Origin of the sequence: Pseudomonas sp. A-RE-22, from assembly GCF_019956035.1 — a bacterium.
GTDB lineage: Bacteria > Pseudomonadota > Gammaproteobacteria > Pseudomonadales > Pseudomonadaceae > Aquipseudomonas > Aquipseudomonas brassicacearum.
In genome coordinates this window covers 80568-97353 of record NZ_JAHBCZ010000004.1, presented here as the reverse complement: position 1 = coordinate 97353, position 16786 = coordinate 80568, and the positions used below count along the sequence as shown (strand labels likewise).

General features: G+C 58.3%; 16 protein-coding genes. 13 read left to right on the top strand and 3 right to left on the bottom strand.

Going from position 1 to position 16786, the window contains the following annotated elements; genetic code table 11:
* The first annotated feature begins 60 nt into the window (after positions 1–60).
* The 6 genes from KGA89_RS02775 (at position 61) to KGA89_RS02750 (ending at position 6563) form a co-directional block, all read left to right on the top strand.
* A complete protein-coding gene (locus tag KGA89_RS02775) occupies positions 61–1077 on the top strand; it encodes an ABC transporter permease (protein ID WP_223470499.1) in 1017 nt (338 codons plus the stop codon).
* Positions 1074–1958, top strand: coding sequence for an ABC transporter permease (locus tag KGA89_RS02770; RefSeq protein ID WP_024616670.1), 885 nt, complete (start codon positions 1074–1076; stop codon positions 1956–1958). Before KGA89_RS02775 ends, KGA89_RS02770 begins: the two co-directional genes overlap by 4 nt.
* Positions 1958–2989, top strand: coding sequence for an ABC transporter ATP-binding protein (locus tag KGA89_RS02765; protein WP_223470498.1), 1032 nt, complete (start codon positions 1958–1960; stop codon positions 2987–2989). Before KGA89_RS02770 ends, KGA89_RS02765 begins: the two co-directional genes overlap by 1 nt.
* A gap of 24 nt (positions 2990–3013) precedes the next feature.
* Complete coding sequence (locus KGA89_RS02760; protein ID WP_223470496.1) at positions 3014–3970, top strand: ABC transporter ATP-binding protein; 957 nt, start codon at positions 3014–3016, stop codon at positions 3968–3970.
* Between the two features lie 6 nt (positions 3971–3976).
* Entirely contained in the window at positions 3977–5215 is a 1239-nt protein-coding gene (locus KGA89_RS02755; RefSeq protein ID WP_223470494.1) for a serine hydrolase domain-containing protein, read from the top strand.
* Positions 5216–5381: 166 nt separating this feature from the next.
* A complete protein-coding gene (locus KGA89_RS02750; protein ID WP_223470492.1) occupies positions 5382–6563 on the top strand; it encodes a hypothetical protein in 1182 nt (393 codons plus the stop codon).
* A 491-nt stretch (positions 6564–7054) separates the two neighbouring features.
* Here the strand turns inward: KGA89_RS02750 and KGA89_RS02745 are convergent, their stop codons facing one another.
* Both KGA89_RS02745 and KGA89_RS02740 read right to left on the bottom strand, forming a co-directional pair.
* Positions 7055–7669, bottom strand: a complete 615-nt coding sequence (locus KGA89_RS02745; RefSeq protein ID WP_223470491.1) for a thiamine pyrophosphate-dependent enzyme — start codon at positions 7667–7669, stop codon at positions 7055–7057.
* Between the two features lie 24 nt (positions 7670–7693).
* Positions 7694–8611, bottom strand: coding sequence for a LysR family transcriptional regulator (locus tag KGA89_RS02740; protein ID WP_223470489.1), 918 nt, complete (start codon positions 8609–8611; stop codon positions 7694–7696).
* Positions 8612–8736: 125 nt separating this feature from the next.
* Between KGA89_RS02740 and KGA89_RS02735 the strand changes: the two genes are divergently transcribed.
* The 7 genes from KGA89_RS02735 to KGA89_RS02705 all read left to right on the top strand — a co-directional run bounded on the left by KGA89_RS02735 (position 8737) and on the right by KGA89_RS02705 (position 15603).
* Positions 8737–9495 (top strand): 5-oxoprolinase subunit PxpA, encoded by a 759-nt coding sequence (locus tag KGA89_RS02735; protein ID WP_223470488.1) that lies wholly within the window; start codon positions 8737–8739, stop codon positions 9493–9495.
* 93 nt (positions 9496–9588) lie between these two features.
* A complete protein-coding gene (locus KGA89_RS02730; RefSeq protein WP_223470487.1) occupies positions 9589–9834 on the top strand; it encodes an acetyl-CoA carboxylase in 246 nt (81 codons plus the stop codon).
* Positions 9835–9844: 10 nt separating this feature from the next.
* Positions 9845–11218, top strand: coding sequence for an acetyl-CoA carboxylase biotin carboxylase subunit (locus KGA89_RS02725; RefSeq protein ID WP_223470486.1), 1374 nt, complete (start codon positions 9845–9847; stop codon positions 11216–11218).
* Positions 11215–12087, top strand: coding sequence for a 5-oxoprolinase subunit B family protein (locus tag KGA89_RS02720; RefSeq protein WP_223470485.1), 873 nt, complete (start codon positions 11215–11217; stop codon positions 12085–12087). The genes KGA89_RS02725 and KGA89_RS02720 overlap by 4 nt, the downstream gene beginning before the upstream one ends.
* Positions 12084–13058, top strand: a complete 975-nt coding sequence (locus KGA89_RS02715) for a biotin-dependent carboxyltransferase family protein (protein ID WP_223470484.1) — start codon at positions 12084–12086, stop codon at positions 13056–13058. Before KGA89_RS02720 ends, KGA89_RS02715 begins: the two co-directional genes overlap by 4 nt.
* A gap of 111 nt (positions 13059–13169) precedes the next feature.
* A complete protein-coding gene (locus KGA89_RS02710; RefSeq protein WP_223470483.1) occupies positions 13170–14492 on the top strand; it encodes a purine-cytosine permease family protein in 1323 nt (440 codons plus the stop codon).
* A 283-nt stretch (positions 14493–14775) separates the two neighbouring features.
* A complete protein-coding gene (locus KGA89_RS02705; protein ID WP_223470542.1) occupies positions 14776–15603 on the top strand; it encodes a hypothetical protein in 828 nt (275 codons plus the stop codon).
* A gap of 176 nt (positions 15604–15779) precedes the next feature.
* On the opposite strand, the gene KGA89_RS02700 is transcribed toward KGA89_RS02705, so the two are convergent.
* Positions 15780–16748 (bottom strand): AraC family transcriptional regulator, encoded by a 969-nt coding sequence (locus tag KGA89_RS02700; protein ID WP_223470482.1) that lies wholly within the window; start codon positions 16746–16748, stop codon positions 15780–15782.
* Positions 16749–16786: the final 38 nt, after the last annotated feature.

Genomic DNA, 16786 nt, shown 5'->3' with positions numbered 1-16786 from the left:
GGCTTTGTGCTGGGCGTAAGAAGTCAGGGCCAAGTTTATTAGCCACAAAAGGTAGTATAAATGGCGAAGTATATAGCCCAGCGATTGATAGTGATGTTCTTCATTCTTCTGGGCGTGTTGACCATCACCTTCGTTCTGAGCCGAGCTCTTCCCGGATCCCCGGTAGAGATGATGCTGGGGAACCACCCCACGGCGGAGCAGATTGCCGCCGCGCGGGAAAAACTGGGGTTGGATAAACCTCTGCCAATCCAATACTTCAATTACATCGGCGATCTTCTTCAGGGTGATTTTGGCACCAGTTTGCGCACCGGGCGACCGGTGGCGGAGGAGGTCATCAGGCGGGTAGGCGCGACGTTTGAACTGACATTCCTTGCGATGTTCTGGGTGGTGCTGCTCGGGGTGCCAATCGGTGTCATCTCGGCGGCGCGGCAGAACTCAGTGGTCGACAATGTGGCACGAGCGGGGTCCATTGCCGGGACGGCATTTCCCGTTTTCATCCTGGCCATGGGCTTGCAGTTGCTGTTCTACGGCAAGCTCAATTGGCTGCCCCTGCAGGGACGTATCGATGCTTCCATTCTGCTCGATAGCCCCTTTGAGCGTGTGACCGGTTTTTACCTGATCGACACGCTGCTGGCCGGCAATTTCGTAGCGCTGTGGAGCGCCATCAAACACCTGACGCTACCTGTGCTCACCTTGGTGGTCGTGACCTTGGCCACTGTCACCCGGATCACCCGCAACATGATGGTCGAGGTGCTCTCCGAAGAGTACATCCGTACGGCCGTTTCCTACGGCGTACCCAAGTGGCGTATCCATTATGCCTACGCCTTGAAGGCGACAATGATCCCGCTCCTGACAGTGGTGGGCCTGACCTTCGGTTACCTGCTCGGCGGTGCAGTCGTTGTCGAGTTCGTTTTCGATTGGCCCGGCCTGGGCGGTTTCGTGGTGTTTTCTATTGCCCAGAATGATTTCCCCGCTGTGATGGGGGCCACCCTGGTGCTGGCCACGACGTATCTGTCGATCAACCTGATTGTTGATCTCTTGTATCACCTTGTTGATCCGAGGTTGCGAGTCCAATGAGTATCCAAGACGTATCCCTGTCCATGCCCTCGCGAGCCCCATCATGGCGTATCAAGGCCCTGGCTTTTGCCTGCGATAACAAGTTGTTTGTATTTGGCGCGCTGTTATTGCTGCTGATCATTCTGGCGGCCATCTTCGCCCCCTGGCTTGCGCCTTATGAACCCAACAAGATTGTCTTTTCCCAAAAATTAATGGCACCCAACTGGGCACACTGGATGGGCACCGACGAGTTTGGTCGCGACATTCTTTCACGGGTGCTGTATGGCGCACGCACCTCGCTGATCATCGGAGTGAGCGTGACGCTGATCGCGATGCTGATCGGGATTCCGATTGGGCTTGTTTCCGGTTACTTCGGTGGTCGAATTGATACGCTGCTGATGCGTGTCTCGGACGTGTTCCTGGCCTTTCCACCGCTGTTGTTGCCGATCGCTATCACCGCTGCGCTGGGGTCGGGATTGGCAAATGCGATGTTAGCGCTCGCGGTCTCCTGGTTCCCTTGGTACGCGAGGATCATGCGCGGTGCGGTAGTACGGGTTCGTTCGGAAACCTATATCCATGCCGCTCGCTCCATGGGGGTCAGTCATTTCCGTATCTTGCTTCGCCATGTCCTGCCCAATGCCACCACGCCTGTGATCGTGCAGGGCTCCATGGACTTTGGTTACACCATTCTCGCCGCTGCCTCGCTGAGCTTTATCGGGCTGGGGGCCAAGCCGCCCATGGTCGAATGGGGGCTAATGGCCGCGGCGTCGCGCTCGCAATTGCTTGAAAATCCCTGGACGGTGCTGTTCCCCGGCGTCGCGATTTTTGTCCTGGTGCTGGCCGTCAACCTGGTGGGCGACGGACTGCGCGATGTGCTCGATCCAAAGAAGGGGACGCGCTGATGATCAACGAATCCTTGCAACCGTCTACTCCCGAACATCTCGCCGCTTCGAATAAGGACGCTGCTCAAGAGTTGGTGCTGGAAGTGGAAGGGCTGACGGTGTCCTTCCCTGGTTTGTTCAAGACCGTAAAGGCCGTACGCGGCATCGACCTTAAGGTAAGGCGCGGCGAGATCCTCGGGTTGGTGGGGGAGTCGGGCTCGGGCAAGTCCATGACGGCCATGTCCTGCCTTGGATTGATGCCTGAGGCCGCTCGGCTGGGAGGCAGTGTCAGGGTCGCCGGACAGCAGGTCAACGGCGCATCGGCGTCGCAGCTGGCGGTTTTGCGTGGCGGTGGCGCGGCGATGATCTTCCAGAATCCGATGAAGGCGCTCAACCCGTTCTTCACCATCGGGCGGCAGATGTTCGATGTCATCGGCTGCCATCGGCAACTGAGTAAGGCACAAATCCGCGCCGAGGCGCTGAGCTCGCTGGAAGCGGTGAGCATGCCCGACCCCCCTCTGGCGCTAGCCAAGTACCCGCACCAGATGTCTGGCGGTCAGTTGCAGCGAGTGGTGATTGCCATGGCGCTGGCCTGTCGGCCGAAACTGCTGATCGCCGATGAGCCGACCACGGCGCTGGACGTCACCGTGCAGGCGCAGATCATCGCTCTGCTGCGCAAGCTGGCACGGGAGCAGGACCTGGCGATTCTGTTTATCACCCACAACCTGGGGGTAGTGGCTTCGCTCTGTGACCGGGTGGCGGTGATGTATGCCGGCGAAGTGGTGGAGAGCGGTCCGGTGGGCCAGGTGTTCAAGCGACCTGCGCACCCTTACACCCTGAAATTGATGGGCACCGTGCCAAAGTTGGGGCAGGGGGCTCAGCCCCTGGGCTTCATCCCTGGGCAGGTACCGAATATGGCGGCTCCCCCGCCTGGCTGTGCCTTTAACCCGCGTTGTGAACGCGCCACCGGGCGATGCGCCCAGGCTGCGCCGAGGGTGGAGATCGGCGAGGAACACTGGGCGGCTTGCCACAACACGTTGGTCAAGGTGTGAGGCTTCTTTGAAAGGTAAACGGCTATGAATAACAACAAACAGCCCGCACTGCTGAGTGTCACTCAGTTGCACAAGACCTACGCCAGCCGCGACGGCCTGGTGACCGCCATCGACCACATCAACCTGGAGGTGCAGGCCGGTGAGACGGTCGCACTGGTGGGGGAGTCCGGTTGTGGCAAAAGTACGGTTGCCGCGACCTTGCTCGGTCTGCTGCCAGCCGACAGTGGGCAAATTCTGGTCGAAGGTCTGCCGCTGCCTACTGATGCCAGGGCGCGGGGCAGGAGCTTGAGCATGGTGTTCCAGAATCCCTACGCCTCGCTGAATCCAAAAATGACCATCAAGGCGATTGTTGCCGAGCCGCTGAAGGTTGCCTTTGGTTTGCGCGGTAGCGCCTTGCGCGCGCGCATCCTCTCGTTGTTGGGAAATGTTGGAATGGGCGAGGAACACATGGAGCGCTATCCCCATGAATTCTCCGGTGGCCAGTTGCAGCGTATCGCTATCGCCCGGGCCCTTGCGCTGGAATCAAAACTGCTGATCCTCGATGAGCCTACGGCGGCGCTCGACGTGTCGGTCCAGGCCCAGGTGCTGCAATTGCTCAAGACACTGCAGACCGATAATGGCCTGAGCTACCTGTTCATCAGCCACGATCTTGCGACGGTCGAGTACCTGGCGCAGCAGGTGCTGGTGATGTACTTGGGGCGCATCGTCGAGGCCGGGCCTGTGGGGCAGGTGTTCGGTCGGCCGCGTCATCCCTACACCCGTGCACTGCTCAATTCAGTGCCCTCCATCGACCCTGATCGTCGTGATCAGTTGCAAATCCTCAGCGGCGAGATCCCCAGCCCCTTGAACCGGCCTACCGGGTGCCATTTCGCGCCTCGTTGCCCGAGAGCCAGCGAGCGTTGTCGCCGAGAGGTGCCAACCGAGACCCAGGACCACAGCCACCGCTTTTCTTGCCACCACCCTCTGAACGATGAGAGCTGAACCCCTATGTACAATAAAAACGACATGACCGCTCCAGGCATTGGTTATCAGGACCTAGAGCTGATGCAGGGCTATCCGCCGACCCGGGAAAAGCAAGTTCGTCAGCATAACTGGGACAGTCCGCCCTATAACCGCTGGTCATTCCAGCACATGAGCCAGCTGTTTCCGGTGGCTGCTATTCATCGTGGTCCCGGGCCGGTCAGCGAACTCAAGCGCAACGAGCGTTTACTGGACGACGTACATTTCCAGCGGATCGACGGCAGGCAAACCGATCTGGCGACCTTCCTGACCGATAGCTACACCGATGGTTTCTTGGTGCTTCATCAGGGCAAGGTGGTTTCCGAGCAGTATTTCAACGGTATGCAGCCGCACACGTTGCATCTGCTGCAATCGGTATCCAAGACCATCGTCGGCAGCCTGGTCGGCAGGTTGATAGGCCAGGGCAGAATCGATCCCCAAGCACATGTCAGCCACTATGTGCCCGAGCTTTCGGCAAGCGGCTATGGCGATGCCCGGGTACAGGATCTGCTGGATATGCGCACGGGCGTGAGATTCAGGGAGGACTACACCGATCCGGATGCCGAATTCATCCAGTTGGATATCGCCTCGGGTTGGCGTGAACGGGGAGAACGAGAGTCTCCTGACAGCATTTATGGTTTGTTGAAGTCGCTGAGTAAAGACCGTGAGCATGGTCAGTTCTTTGAGTATCGCTCGGTGGATACCGACATGTTGGCCTGGGTCTGTGAGCGGGCCTGCGGCGAGCGGCTCCCCGCTTTATTGAGTCGGGAGATCTGGTCAAGACTGGGGGCAGAGCAAGACGCGAATATCACCCTCGATTGTGTTGGAACTGCATTGGCCGATGGCGGGATGAGCGCCACGCTGCGTGATCTCGGGCGTTTTGCCCAGATGTATTTGCAGGGTGGACATTTCAATAGCCAGCAGATCGTCCCAGAAACGTTTGTGCGTGCATGCGGACGTGGTTCCACACCCGCTTTCGAAGTCCTCTACGGCTACTACACCAAGAACTTTCCAACTGCGGCTTACAGCAATCAGTGCTGGGTATTGGACAGTGAACAGGGTACCTACTCGGCGCGCGGAGTATTTGGTCAGAGTATCTATTGGGATCCGGCTGCTGAAGTGGCGATCGTAAAACTTTCCAGTTGGCCGGACTTTATCAATCCGGAGTGGACGTTGGATACCTTCCGCGCTTGTGCCGCTGTGGTTGAAGAACTGCAACGCCACTGACGCCGAAATTTAAACAACTGCGGCTTCTCAAACACCGTTTAGCCCGCTAGCACCTGGACGCTGTTCCAGCTTCAGTCTCGGCGGGCCATACCTATTTCATCCAGACCGCGCTTTGCCGTGGCCGGGATGGTTGTTGCCAAAAATAAAACTTAAAGACGGAGCGACCATGAAATTGAACACCACTCGGGCCTTGCGCTCATTAATTCCGCTGGCGCTGTCGGGCGCACTTTCCATCCACGCGCAGGCGGTCCAGGTCACCGACAATCTCGATCTCGGCGGCGCCGTCCGGGCGCGTTGGGACTATGACCCGGATCGCGATATCCAGAAGTTCAACTTCGATACCGTGATCCTCTCCGCCAAGTACAACTCCGACACTTGGATCGGCCAGGCCAAGTACCGTTTCTACGGCCGAGCCTACCCTTACCAGTACACAGAAAATGTGGGAGACGTGCAGTTCGCCGAATTGGCGTGGATCGGCTACAAGTTCAACCCTGACCAGCAAATCCAGGTCGGCCTGAACCAAGTACCGTTCGGTTTGCAGCCGTACTTCGGCAGCACGTTTTATCAAACCCTGGGCAACGTCGTGGGACTGGAAGACCTGGAAGAACTTGGCGCCAAGTACATCCAGCAAAGCGGCGACTGGAATATCCAGGCCGGTTACTACGTTCGCCCGGCCTCGCAGGGCAAAGGCACCAGCAAGGGCGAAACCTACTCCAGCGTTGTCTCCGAAGCGGACAGCTATGTCATCGACGGCAGCAACAACCAGGAACGCAACACCGTGGTACTGCGGGTGGCCAAGGCGATGGACTTGGGGCCGTGGAAGTCCGAAGTCGGGATTTCTGGCCTGACCTCGTCCCTGGAGAATCGCGACACCAACAACGACGGCCGGCGCAATGCCGTGGCGGTGCACTACATCGGTAAAAACGGGCCATGGGGCGTGCAACTGCAAGCTGCGCGACAGCAGATGTCCCCGCGCAACCCCGGCACTGATGAGCTGGTGACTTTCGGCGGTTACGACGCCACTTACAACGTCGCCAGTCGCGGCAACTTGTACGTGGCGGATGTGAGCTACGACGTTGGCGGCAAGTACCTGTTCGATCAGATCAGCGGTGTGCAGCTGTACGCCAACTACAGCGCCTTCGATAAATCCGCAGACGATTTCAAGACCTCGCAACGGATGATTTTCGGCACCTCGTTCTCCCTCAGCAAACTGTGGATCGCCACGGAATGGTTGTACGGCAAGAATGATCCGGTCATCGGTGGCAGCAGCCTCACCCAGAGTCTGGGGGCAGGGGGTAGTGATCAGTGGGAAAACCAGCTGTATATGAATATCGGCTATTACTTCTGATTTGGATTTTTTGGCAACAGCCCTGACTCTTGTTCGAGAGCATGCTCGTCCCCATAGGTTCAGCGCATAAACTGCGGGGGCGAGCCCGCTCGCGAACATCCAAAACAACATTTGCATCAGCCTCATGGCACGATTGGCTAAAGAGAAAGGATGATGGGTGACATAGACGCACTGAAACATTTTACGGATGTTCGCGTAGACCCAATGGCGGGCTGGGAATCATACCTCTGGCCCTTGATGCCCTTCAAAAACAAGTCCAGAGTCAAGTCTTTTCCCACTCCTAACATAGCGCTGCATAGTTCAACTGAATCATGCAGCGAACAAAAAAAGGACCTCCGGGTTCTTTTTTCGTTTCCGGCGGAAAGCACCGAAACTCGGCGCTATTCGGTGCGTTCAGGTCCAGGATCGAGTCCAGGATGCTGATGTGCACTGCATCGGCTTGTTGCTGGAGCAGTTTGCGTAGCGAGATGAGTATCTAGGCCTAACTCTGTTCAGGAACTTGCGATTGCACGCTCAGAGATGACAGTCCGGCATACCCGAATAAGTCCGTACAGGCAGGGCAGGGACAAGGTGCGCCTATTCCTTCGGGGCATGATCGGTAGTTCAATGAGATTCGGGCAGCCTGAGCGAATACCTTCTTCGACAGCTCCCGCAATATCGCCGGCGCGCTCGATCCTGCGGGAAGGGACCCCCAGGGAGGAGGCGAGGGCCAGGAAATCGATCGCCGGGTCGCAAAGGTCCATGCCGATGAACTGGTCAGTGCTTGCACTTAGATAGTGCGCCTGGCTATGAGCGTAGTTCTTCAAAATGTTGTATTCGCCATTGTTCATGACAACGAACGTGACCGGCAACCGTTCATGCGCCGCCGTCCAGAGTGCTTGCGGTGAGTACATTGCCGAACCATCACCGACCAGACAGACTACCGGGCTGCGGTCCAGGCCAAGCGACGTACCGACAGCTGCCGGCATGACCCAGCCCAGAATGGCGCTGCGGGTAAAAAGATACTGGCGGGCCGAATGGGAATCCAGGCAGGCACGGACATGAGGAATCGTGGCGGGAGCTTCGTCGACGATCCATGGCCTAAAGCTCTCATCGTAAATCAACAAAAGGACGGCATGGTTTTGCTATTTTCATCGTCGCGCAGACAGCTGCTGCGGCGCCAGAAATGCATCGTGGAAATAGTTACGAAACGCCTGCATCGCCGGGCTGAATTCGCGCTCGCGATGCCACGCCAGTCCGACACTCATCGGCGTCACCTTGTCGGTGACTGTCAGGGTTTCGATGCGCTTTCCTTCCAGTGACCAGGGGCGGTGCACCAAGTCCGAGAGGATTGCCACGCCGCTACCATTGGCGACCATGCTGCGCACCGCTTCGACTGAACTGGTACGCACCCGCACGTTTGGCTGCTGTCGCGCGTGTTCCCAGTAGCGCATGGCACTTTGTTCAGCTTCGTCGACGGTCAGCAGAATGTAAGGTTCCTTCGCAACGTCGGCGAGGCTGACTGCTGAACGCTCGCACAGGGGGTGGTGGCTGGGCAGCCATAACCGGCGCTCGGAGTTGAAGAGAATCTCCGAGCCGATGTCCGGGTGGGTGAGGTTCGCGGTAAGCACCACTGCCATGTCGAATCGACCTTCCAGTAGACCTTGCTCGATGGCTGTCCGTTCTTGTTCGTGGACTTCGATGGCCACGTCCGGATGCCAGTGTTCTAGCCGTTGCAGATGGTGCGGCAGGAAGTAACCGATCACCGTGTAGCTCGCCGCCAGGCGTAATACACCACTGGCGCGGATGTCCGGCAGCGGGCTGTTCAACGCGTCATCGACGCTGCGCAGAATCACGTAGGCCCGATTCAAAAAGTGCCGCCCGGCGTCGGTCAGGCTCATGCCCTGGGCCGAGCGCTGGAACAACAGCGTGCAGAGGATGCTTTCCAGTTCCTTGATCGCCGTGGTCACCGCCGACTGGGAAATATTCAAATGAATCGCGGCTTGAGAGATTTGCCCGATCTCGGCGGTGGCGACGAAATAACGGACTTGGCGCAGGGTTAGGGACATGAGTACTCCGGGTGACGAGGTATCTGTTTTTCAGAAGATACCCAATCTGATAATAGATCTTCCCAAGGGGTTAACAGGAATCTAACTTGGCCTGCATGAAGTCACAAGCGTCGGGAGCAAGCGTCATGCAGGCAGTAGATTTCAACTCGGACATGGGCGAAGGCTTTGGCCCCTGGACCATCGGCGATGGCGTCGACAATGAGCTGATGGGGTTTATCAGTTCGGCCAACATCGCTACCGGTTTTCATGCCGGCGACCCCAGCACTATGCGTCGCACCGTCGAGCAGGCCAAGCGCCTGGGCGTGGCCATCGGCGCGCATCCGGGGTTTCGCGACCTGGTTGGTTTTGGCCGTCGACACATCAATGCGTCGCCCCAGGAGTTGGTCGACGACATGCTCTATCAATTGGGCGCCTTGCGTGAACTTGCCCGGATTCAAGGTGTGGCCCTGCAACACATCAAACCCCACGGCGCCCTCTACATGCACCTGGCCCGAGACGAAGAGGCCGCCCGTTTGCTGGTGGAGAGTCTCCAACGTCTGGAACCGGAGTTGCTGCTTTATTGCATGCCCGATTCGGTGATCTGGCGGGTCGCCACGGAACTCGGCCAACCGGTGATCCGCGAGTTCTACGCCGACCGCGAATACGACCTCAGCGGCTCCATCGTTTTCACCCGCAACGTGCGGGCTTACGACCCGGCCCACGTCGCCGGGCGAGTGCTGCGTGCTTGCCAACAAGGCGTGGTGCGCACCGTCGAGGGCGAAGACCTGGCGATTGAATTCGATTCCATCTGTTTGCACAGCGACACGCCGGGCGCCCTGGCGTTGGTCGAAGCCACGCGTCATGCACTTGATGGCGCGGGCATAGAGGTCCGAGCACCACGCTGAGACCGAATGAAAATACCTGGCACACAGACGCCAGGGTTTGCCCACCGATTCACTTTTGCCTGCCTTTCTACAACTATTCCAAGAGGAACAGACATGGCTGAACACACTGTAATCACCCCGTTGCCGGGGACCTTCTACCGCAAAGCTACCCCGGAATCGGCGAACTTCGTCGAGGTCGGCGCGCAGGTCAGCGCCGACACGGTGATTGGCTTGATTGAGGTCATGAAGCAGTTCTCCGAACTGACCGCCGGGACGGCCGGTCGCCTTAGTGCCTTTTTGGTAAAAGACGGTGATCCGGTGGAGCCGGGTCAAGTCGTCGCAACGCTCGACGACGAGTGAGGGCACGATCATGACCCGCGCCATTCATAAATTGTTGATCGCCAACCGTGGCGAGATCGCCGTGCGGATTATCCGCGCAGCCAAGGAACTGGGCATTCCCACCGTCGCCGCGTGCAGCGAAGCGGACGTCGATTCCCAGGCCGCGCGCATGGCCGATGAGGTGCACATTCTTGGCCCGGCCCGTGCCGACAAAAGTTATCTGAACGTTGAGGCCTTGCTCGGCGCCTTAAAAGCCACGGGCGCCAACGCAGTGCATCCCGGTTACGGCTTTCTGTCGGAGAACGCCGATTTCGCCGAAGCGGTGATGGCTGCCGGTGCCATTTTCGTCGGCCCGAGCGCGGAGACGATCCGCCGCATGGGTGATAAAGCCGAGGCACGACGCACGGCGCAAGCCGCTGGCGTGCCGGTGGTGCCGGGTTCGCCGGGTGAACTGTTTGACGTTGAGTCGGCGCTCAAGGCTGCCGAATCCGTTGGCTTCCCATTATTGATTAAAGCTTCGGCCGGTGGCGGCGGGCGCGGTATTCGGCTGGCGGAAAACGCCGAGCAACTGAGCGAAGAGTTCCCCCGTTCCCAGCGCGAAGCCCAAGCGGCGTTTGGCAATGGCGCAGTTTACCTGGAGCGGTTTATCAGCCGGGCCCGGCATATTGAAGTGCAGGTGCTAGGCGACGGTCAGCACGCCGTGCATTTGTTTGAGCGCGAATGTTCGCTGCAACGGCGCCGGCAGAAAATCTTCGAAGAAGCACCATCGCCAGTCCTCAGCCAGCAGCAACGGGAAACGCTGTGCACCAGCGCCGTGCGCCTGACCGAATCCCTGGGCTACAAGGGCGCCGGCACTCTGGAGTACCTGTATGAAGATGCTACCGGTGAGTTCTTCTTTATCGAGATGAACACGCGGATTCAGGTGGAGCACCCGGTCAGCGAACTGATCACGGGCATCGACCTGGTCCAGGCCATGTTGCGCATCGCTGGCGGCGAGCCACTGGGTTTCAAGCAGAGCGACATCCGACTCAATGGCGCCGCCCTGCAAATGCGCCTGAACGCTGAAGACCCGGCGCGGGATTTCTTCCCGAGTCCAGGCCAGGTCGAGGAACTGATCTGGCCGAATGGCGAGGGCATTCGCGTCGATACGCATCTGTATCATGGCTACCGCGTGCCGCCGTACTATGACTCGCTGCTGGCCAAACTGATTGTTCACGGTGCGGATCGCGCCGAAGCCCTGGCCCGAGCACGAATGGCGGTGGCGCAGACCACGCTCGCCGGCATGGCTAACACCTTGGCATTGCACGGTGAATTGTTGGAGCAACCCTGGCTGCACAGCGCCGACTTTCACACCGGTACCCTGGAAACCTGGCTGGCCGAGAGCCGTAGCGGAGGTGAAGCATGAGTACTCCCATCCGGTACAGTTTTGGCGCCGATGAGCATTTGTTTGCTGAAGTCAGCGACAGCATGTCCCTGGACGCGTTCTTCAAAGGCCTGGCCGTCACCCGCGCGGTGGAACGGCTGGCGCTGGATGGCGTGCTCGATATCTGCCTGGCGAATGCGTCATTCCAGATTCGTTTCGACCCGGATCGCATTGCCCCTCACGCCTTGCTCGAAGCGGTAAAAATCGCCGAGGCCGGGGCCGTCGCCGAGCGCACGTTGTACACGCGGATCATCGAGATTCCCGTGCTCTACAACGACCCCTGGACCCACGAAACCCTGACGCGTTTTCGCGACCGTCATCAAGACCCGAGCGCCACGGACCTGGAATACGCCGCACGAATCAACGGCCTGGCCGACGTCGATGCATTCATCGCGGCCCACAGTGGCGCGCCGTGGTTTGTCTCGATGGTCGGCTTCGTTGCCGGGTTGCCATTCATGTTCCAGATGGTCGAGCGCGAGCGTCAGTTGCAGGTGCCCAAGTACCTGCGCCCCCGCACTGACACGCCGAAATTGACCCTCGGTCACGGCGGTTGTTTTGGCTGCATCTACTCGGTGCGCGGCGCCGGCGGCTATCAGATGTTTGGCGTCACGCCCGCGCCGATCTATGACCCGCAACAGAACCTCGCGTACCTGAAAGAACACATGGTGTTTTTCCGTCCAGGCGACATCGTGCAGTTCAAACCGATGGACCGTGAAGCCTACGACCACGCGTTGGCCGAAGTGGAAGCCGGTTGCTTTGATCTGCGGATTCGGCCGGTGGAGTTTTCGCTGGACGCGTTCCTTGCCGACCCAGTTGGCTATCCCAAGTCGTTGCTGGAGGTGTTGGCATGATCAAGGTCCTCAAACCCGGCCTCGCCACTTCGGTACAGGACCTGGGCCGCGAAGGGTATTACCACTTGGGCATTCCGCCGTCCGGCGCGCTTGATCAATACGCCTTGAGCACGGCCAATCAATTGGTCGGCAACCCGGCAGGTTTGGCGGCGCTGGAATGCACGCTGCTCGGGCCTGAGTTGGAGTTTCAGCAGGATGCTTTGGTGGCGGTCAGCGGCGCGCACATGACGCCACGGGTAGATGGCGTGGAAATGCACCATGACACCGCGTTCACCGTTAAGGCCGGGCAAGTGCTGCGATTTGACTTTCCCAAGGCTGGTGCCCGCGCTTATGTGGCGGTGGCCGGCGGCATTGATGTGCCGTTGGTGCTCGGCAGTCGCTCCACCTATGCACTGGGCGCGCTCGGCGGTTTTCAGGGGCGACGCCTGATTGCAGGTGACGAATTGCCGGTGGGCATCGCCAGTGGCAAGAGCCGCGCCGGGGCCAGTTTGCCCATGGCGTTACGGCAATCATTGGGTGGCGAAATCACCCTGCGGGTGGTGCCCGGTTTGTACTACCACCGCTTGACCGAATCGGCGGGGAAGAGCTTTTTCGCCGAGCCATGGACGGTCGGTTCGGAAGCCGATCGCATCGGCTATCGCTTCAAGGGCGGCAGCGCGCTGAGCTTTGAGCCTCGGGAGCAGCCGTTCGGCGCCGGTTCCGATCCGTCGAACATCGTCGACAGTTGCTACCCGATCGGCTCGATCCAGGTGCCCGCCGGGCTCGAACCCATCGTGCTGCACCGTGATGCGGTGTCCGGTGGCGGCTACGCGATGATTGGCACGGTGATCAGCGCCGACCTCGACTTGATCGGCCAGATGCAACCCAACCAGAAGGCCCGCTTTGTCGCGGTAACCCTCGAAGAGGCGCTGGAAGCGCGACGTTCCTATAAGAAAAAACTCAGCTGCCTGAGCAAGCTGTTCCCTTCCTGATTCTGCCCGCCGTCCAGCGCGGGCCATGCCAAACGGTACGCCAACGCTGCACTTCGGTGCGGTGACGGCTGCCCGCGCTTCAACCTTTGACTGGTTTTGGAGTTCACGCATATGGCCGCTTTATCGCAATCGAGTCAAACCGGGCAAGACCCGGCGCATCATCCTGTTCCCACCGAAGCGCGCATGGGGCGACTGTCCCTGACTATGGCCTGGTGGGCGGTGTGCAGTGCGATGTTTTACATCGTGGTGGGTGCTTCATTGGCGTTGTCGTTCGGTGCGCGCAATGCGCTGATCGGCATGGTCCTGTCGGTGATCAGTTATGGACTGGTCAACAGCGTGCTCAGCCGCTTTGCGATTCGCAGCGGTTTGTCGGTGGCGTTGTTTTCACGGCTGTTGTTCGGCAGCACCGGGGCGTGCCTGGCGACGTTGATTTTCTTCTCGACCGCGATCTATTACGCGGTGTTCGAAGGTTCAGTGATCGCCGTCGCGCTCAATCACCTGTACCCGGAACTGGTCTATCCCCTGGCGGCCTTGGCGGTGGTGCTCTACAGCGTGCCGATGATCCTGGGCAGCGTGCAGCACTGGCTGGACAAGCTCAACGGCGTGTTGCTGCCGGTGTACCTCAGTGGTTTGCTGGTGGCGGTGGGGCTATCGATCAGCCGTTATGGCTACCAGCCGCAATGGCTGGATTTCGGCCCGGTAACGCCCAGCGCCTTCGGCTGGTGGGACTGTTTTGTCGCCTACATGGGCGTCTGGGTATTGATGCTGTTCACCTTCGACTATGCGCGTTTCGGCAAGCCTGAAGACGCCGAGTACCACGGTCGCTGGAACTTCGGCATGCCGTTCTACGCGGTGACGTTTCTGCTCAACGGCGCGGCTGGCATTTATCTGGTCAGCAGCATTCCCCATGAGGGCGCGCTGAACGAAGTCTCGGTGGTGATGGCGATTTTGCAGTTGATGGGCCTGTGGGGATTGCTGTTTGTCTGGGCCACGCAAACGCGGATCAACACCGCCAACTATTACCTAGCGACCTTGAACATGCAGGCGTTCTTCGGCCGTTTTGGCCTGCGCGGCTCGTACCTGATGTGGGCGTTGGCGGTTGGAGTGATCGTCTACGGCTTGATGCTCGCGGACGTGTTTGCCTACTTGCTCAAGGCGTTGGCATATCAGGGCATTTTCGTGGTGGCCTGGGTCGGCGTGGCGTTGGCGCAGATTATTTACGGCCGCAGTGGCGTGGCGGCGCTCGAACGGGTGGTCGCGTTTAACCCGGTGGGCTTGACGGCCTGGTTTGGCGCCACCGCATTGGGTCTTGCGTTGATGTTTTCCGGCGACGGCCTGAGCAGCTTTTCCGCGCCCTCCACCGTGATAGTTGCATTTGTCTTGCAAGCAGGCTTATCCCATCGAAGCCGGTTGCGGTTACGGTTGGCAGAGTAGAGTTTTGCAGTCACTCATCCCGTACCCGCCTGCTCTAACAAAGTAGAGCGGGCAATGGGAGGCTCATTACGAATTCGCTGACAGGTTGAGGCACTTTATTTAGGTGGTTTTCGACGTTTTTATGGAGTGACGTCTATTCTCAATATGCTCTTGACGGCGATGTGGGGGAGCATAGGACGACTAAAAGCGAACGCTTTACCGCGCCATGAGGTTCCGCAAAAAACAACCATGGACTTGATACGGACGCTATCCGCGTTCGCCATTGGAGGCAAACTTGATTACCGTGACCTATGAAAGTGCCGCACTTGCCATTCCGGCCAAACCTGCCAAACCAGCTACACAAAACTCACCAGGGACTCCTGCGGTACCTGAAACGCCCGCTATTCAGGGCTGGACAGGGATTTCCCCTCAGGGACCTAATAAAGACACAAAAATGTCAGAGACGGAGCACACGCGAATCATAAATGAAGCGATTAGCATCGTAAGAAGCAAGTCTTATACTCATGAGGAGTTGAACGGGAATGCTTCAAAAGATAGCCTGCGTACATTAAAAGAAGCATGTGACGATCAAAATAACAATGTGCTGAGAGTTATCAAAGGAATACATCAAAGGCTTGATGCGCACATTCGGGCAAAACTGGTGAAGAATGGTGTTGATTACCATTTTAATGTCATGGGTTCAAGTGTAACCGGCGACTTTGTCAGTAAGGACGATGTTTTTCATTGGAAAATCGTATCTATCAGTGCGAAAGTCGATAGTACAGAAGAACTGTTACTCGTAGACAATAGGGCAGGGCTTTTTAAACCGGAGTGGAGGAGAAACAGTATTTCCTTTGCAGATTACAATGCACAAATAAAAAGCGAAAAAGCTGCAGCGGAAAATGCCGAGAAACAAAAAAAATCTAATTATATTATAAGTACAATAAGTCAGAAGCTTCAATGCGCGCCTGTAAAAAGTAAAGATTTTTCGTCTGATTTGTTAAGTGGCAGCCCAGTGAAATTTCGATTAACAACAAAAGACAGGTCGGAAATGACTTGTATTTATAATTTAGCTGAGAACTCGGTTGAAGGAACGCTGGGAAATGGCCAAAAGAAAAAATGCTACCTATAGAAAGCTAAAATTTTGAGCATGGATGGTAAGCGTTCCGCAGTAGTTGCTTTACTGGAGCCCTTACCACCGTTTTGATGCGGTTTATAAATGGACGACTGCTCTTGGCCGAACGCTGCCTGATGCGCGCGACAGTGCTGAGCCGGGCCCTATGGCTCCTCCACGACTCCCGTTCGGCTTCAGGAAACAGCGGACTGCCTCGACTGACGGCTTAATCCAGGCGTCTTGCCTGTAATGCGCTTGAACGCGCGGCTGAAAGCCGCCTGGGATGTATAGCCCAGGCGCTGCGCCACCTCTTCAATCGGCAGCCTTTCAAGCGTCAACCACTGGCTCGCAAGCCGCATCCGCACCTCAGTGACGTAGCGCAGTGGGGCCATGCCAATAGTCGCCTGGAAACGGTCCGCGAAGACCGAGCGAGAGGTATTGCATTGCTCCGCCAACTGCGCAACGGTCCAGTCACGCCCCGGTTGTTGATGGAGCGCGAGAAGCGCACTTGCCAGGCGTGGATCGCGTAATGCAGCGACCAGGCCAGAGGCATTACCGCAGGCGCACTCCACCCAGCCGCGAACGACCATGGCGGCCACCACGTCGGCCAAACGCGCGAGGATGCCGGCAAAGCCGACACGTGCGGCGCTGACCTCGCGCTCCATGGTGGCCAGGATAGGCACCAGTCCGGGGTAACGCTGGCCACCGGCATCAATCAGCATCAGGCCCGGCATCAACCTGCCAAGGCCATGGATACTGCCCAGTTCAAACTCCATGCAGCCACTGAACAAAAGGGTGGTCGGCGTGGGGCTGGCACCGGTCCCGGTATCCACCGCGCTGACCGTATCACCGAGGGGGGCACCGTCTAAACGATCGATGTCCTGAACAGGCACGTCCGCATGGGAAAGCAGTTGATGGGCCGTGCCATGGGAGATGAATACGGCGTTGCCGGCAGATAGCGCATACGTTGTCCCGTCTTCCATCCGCAGCACTGCATCGCCGACCGCCAGGAAGTGAAACCAGGCATGCCCAGGTTTGGCAGCGAAGCCCAGGCCGAAGGTCGGACCGGCTTGGATACGTCGGTACTCGACGCCACGCAGGCGCATGCCGCGCAACAGTTCGTTGATGAGATCCGAGGAGAGGGCAAACTGATCGGTAGGCATCGTTCAGGTGTTTCAGTCAAAAAATCGAGGTTTTTGAT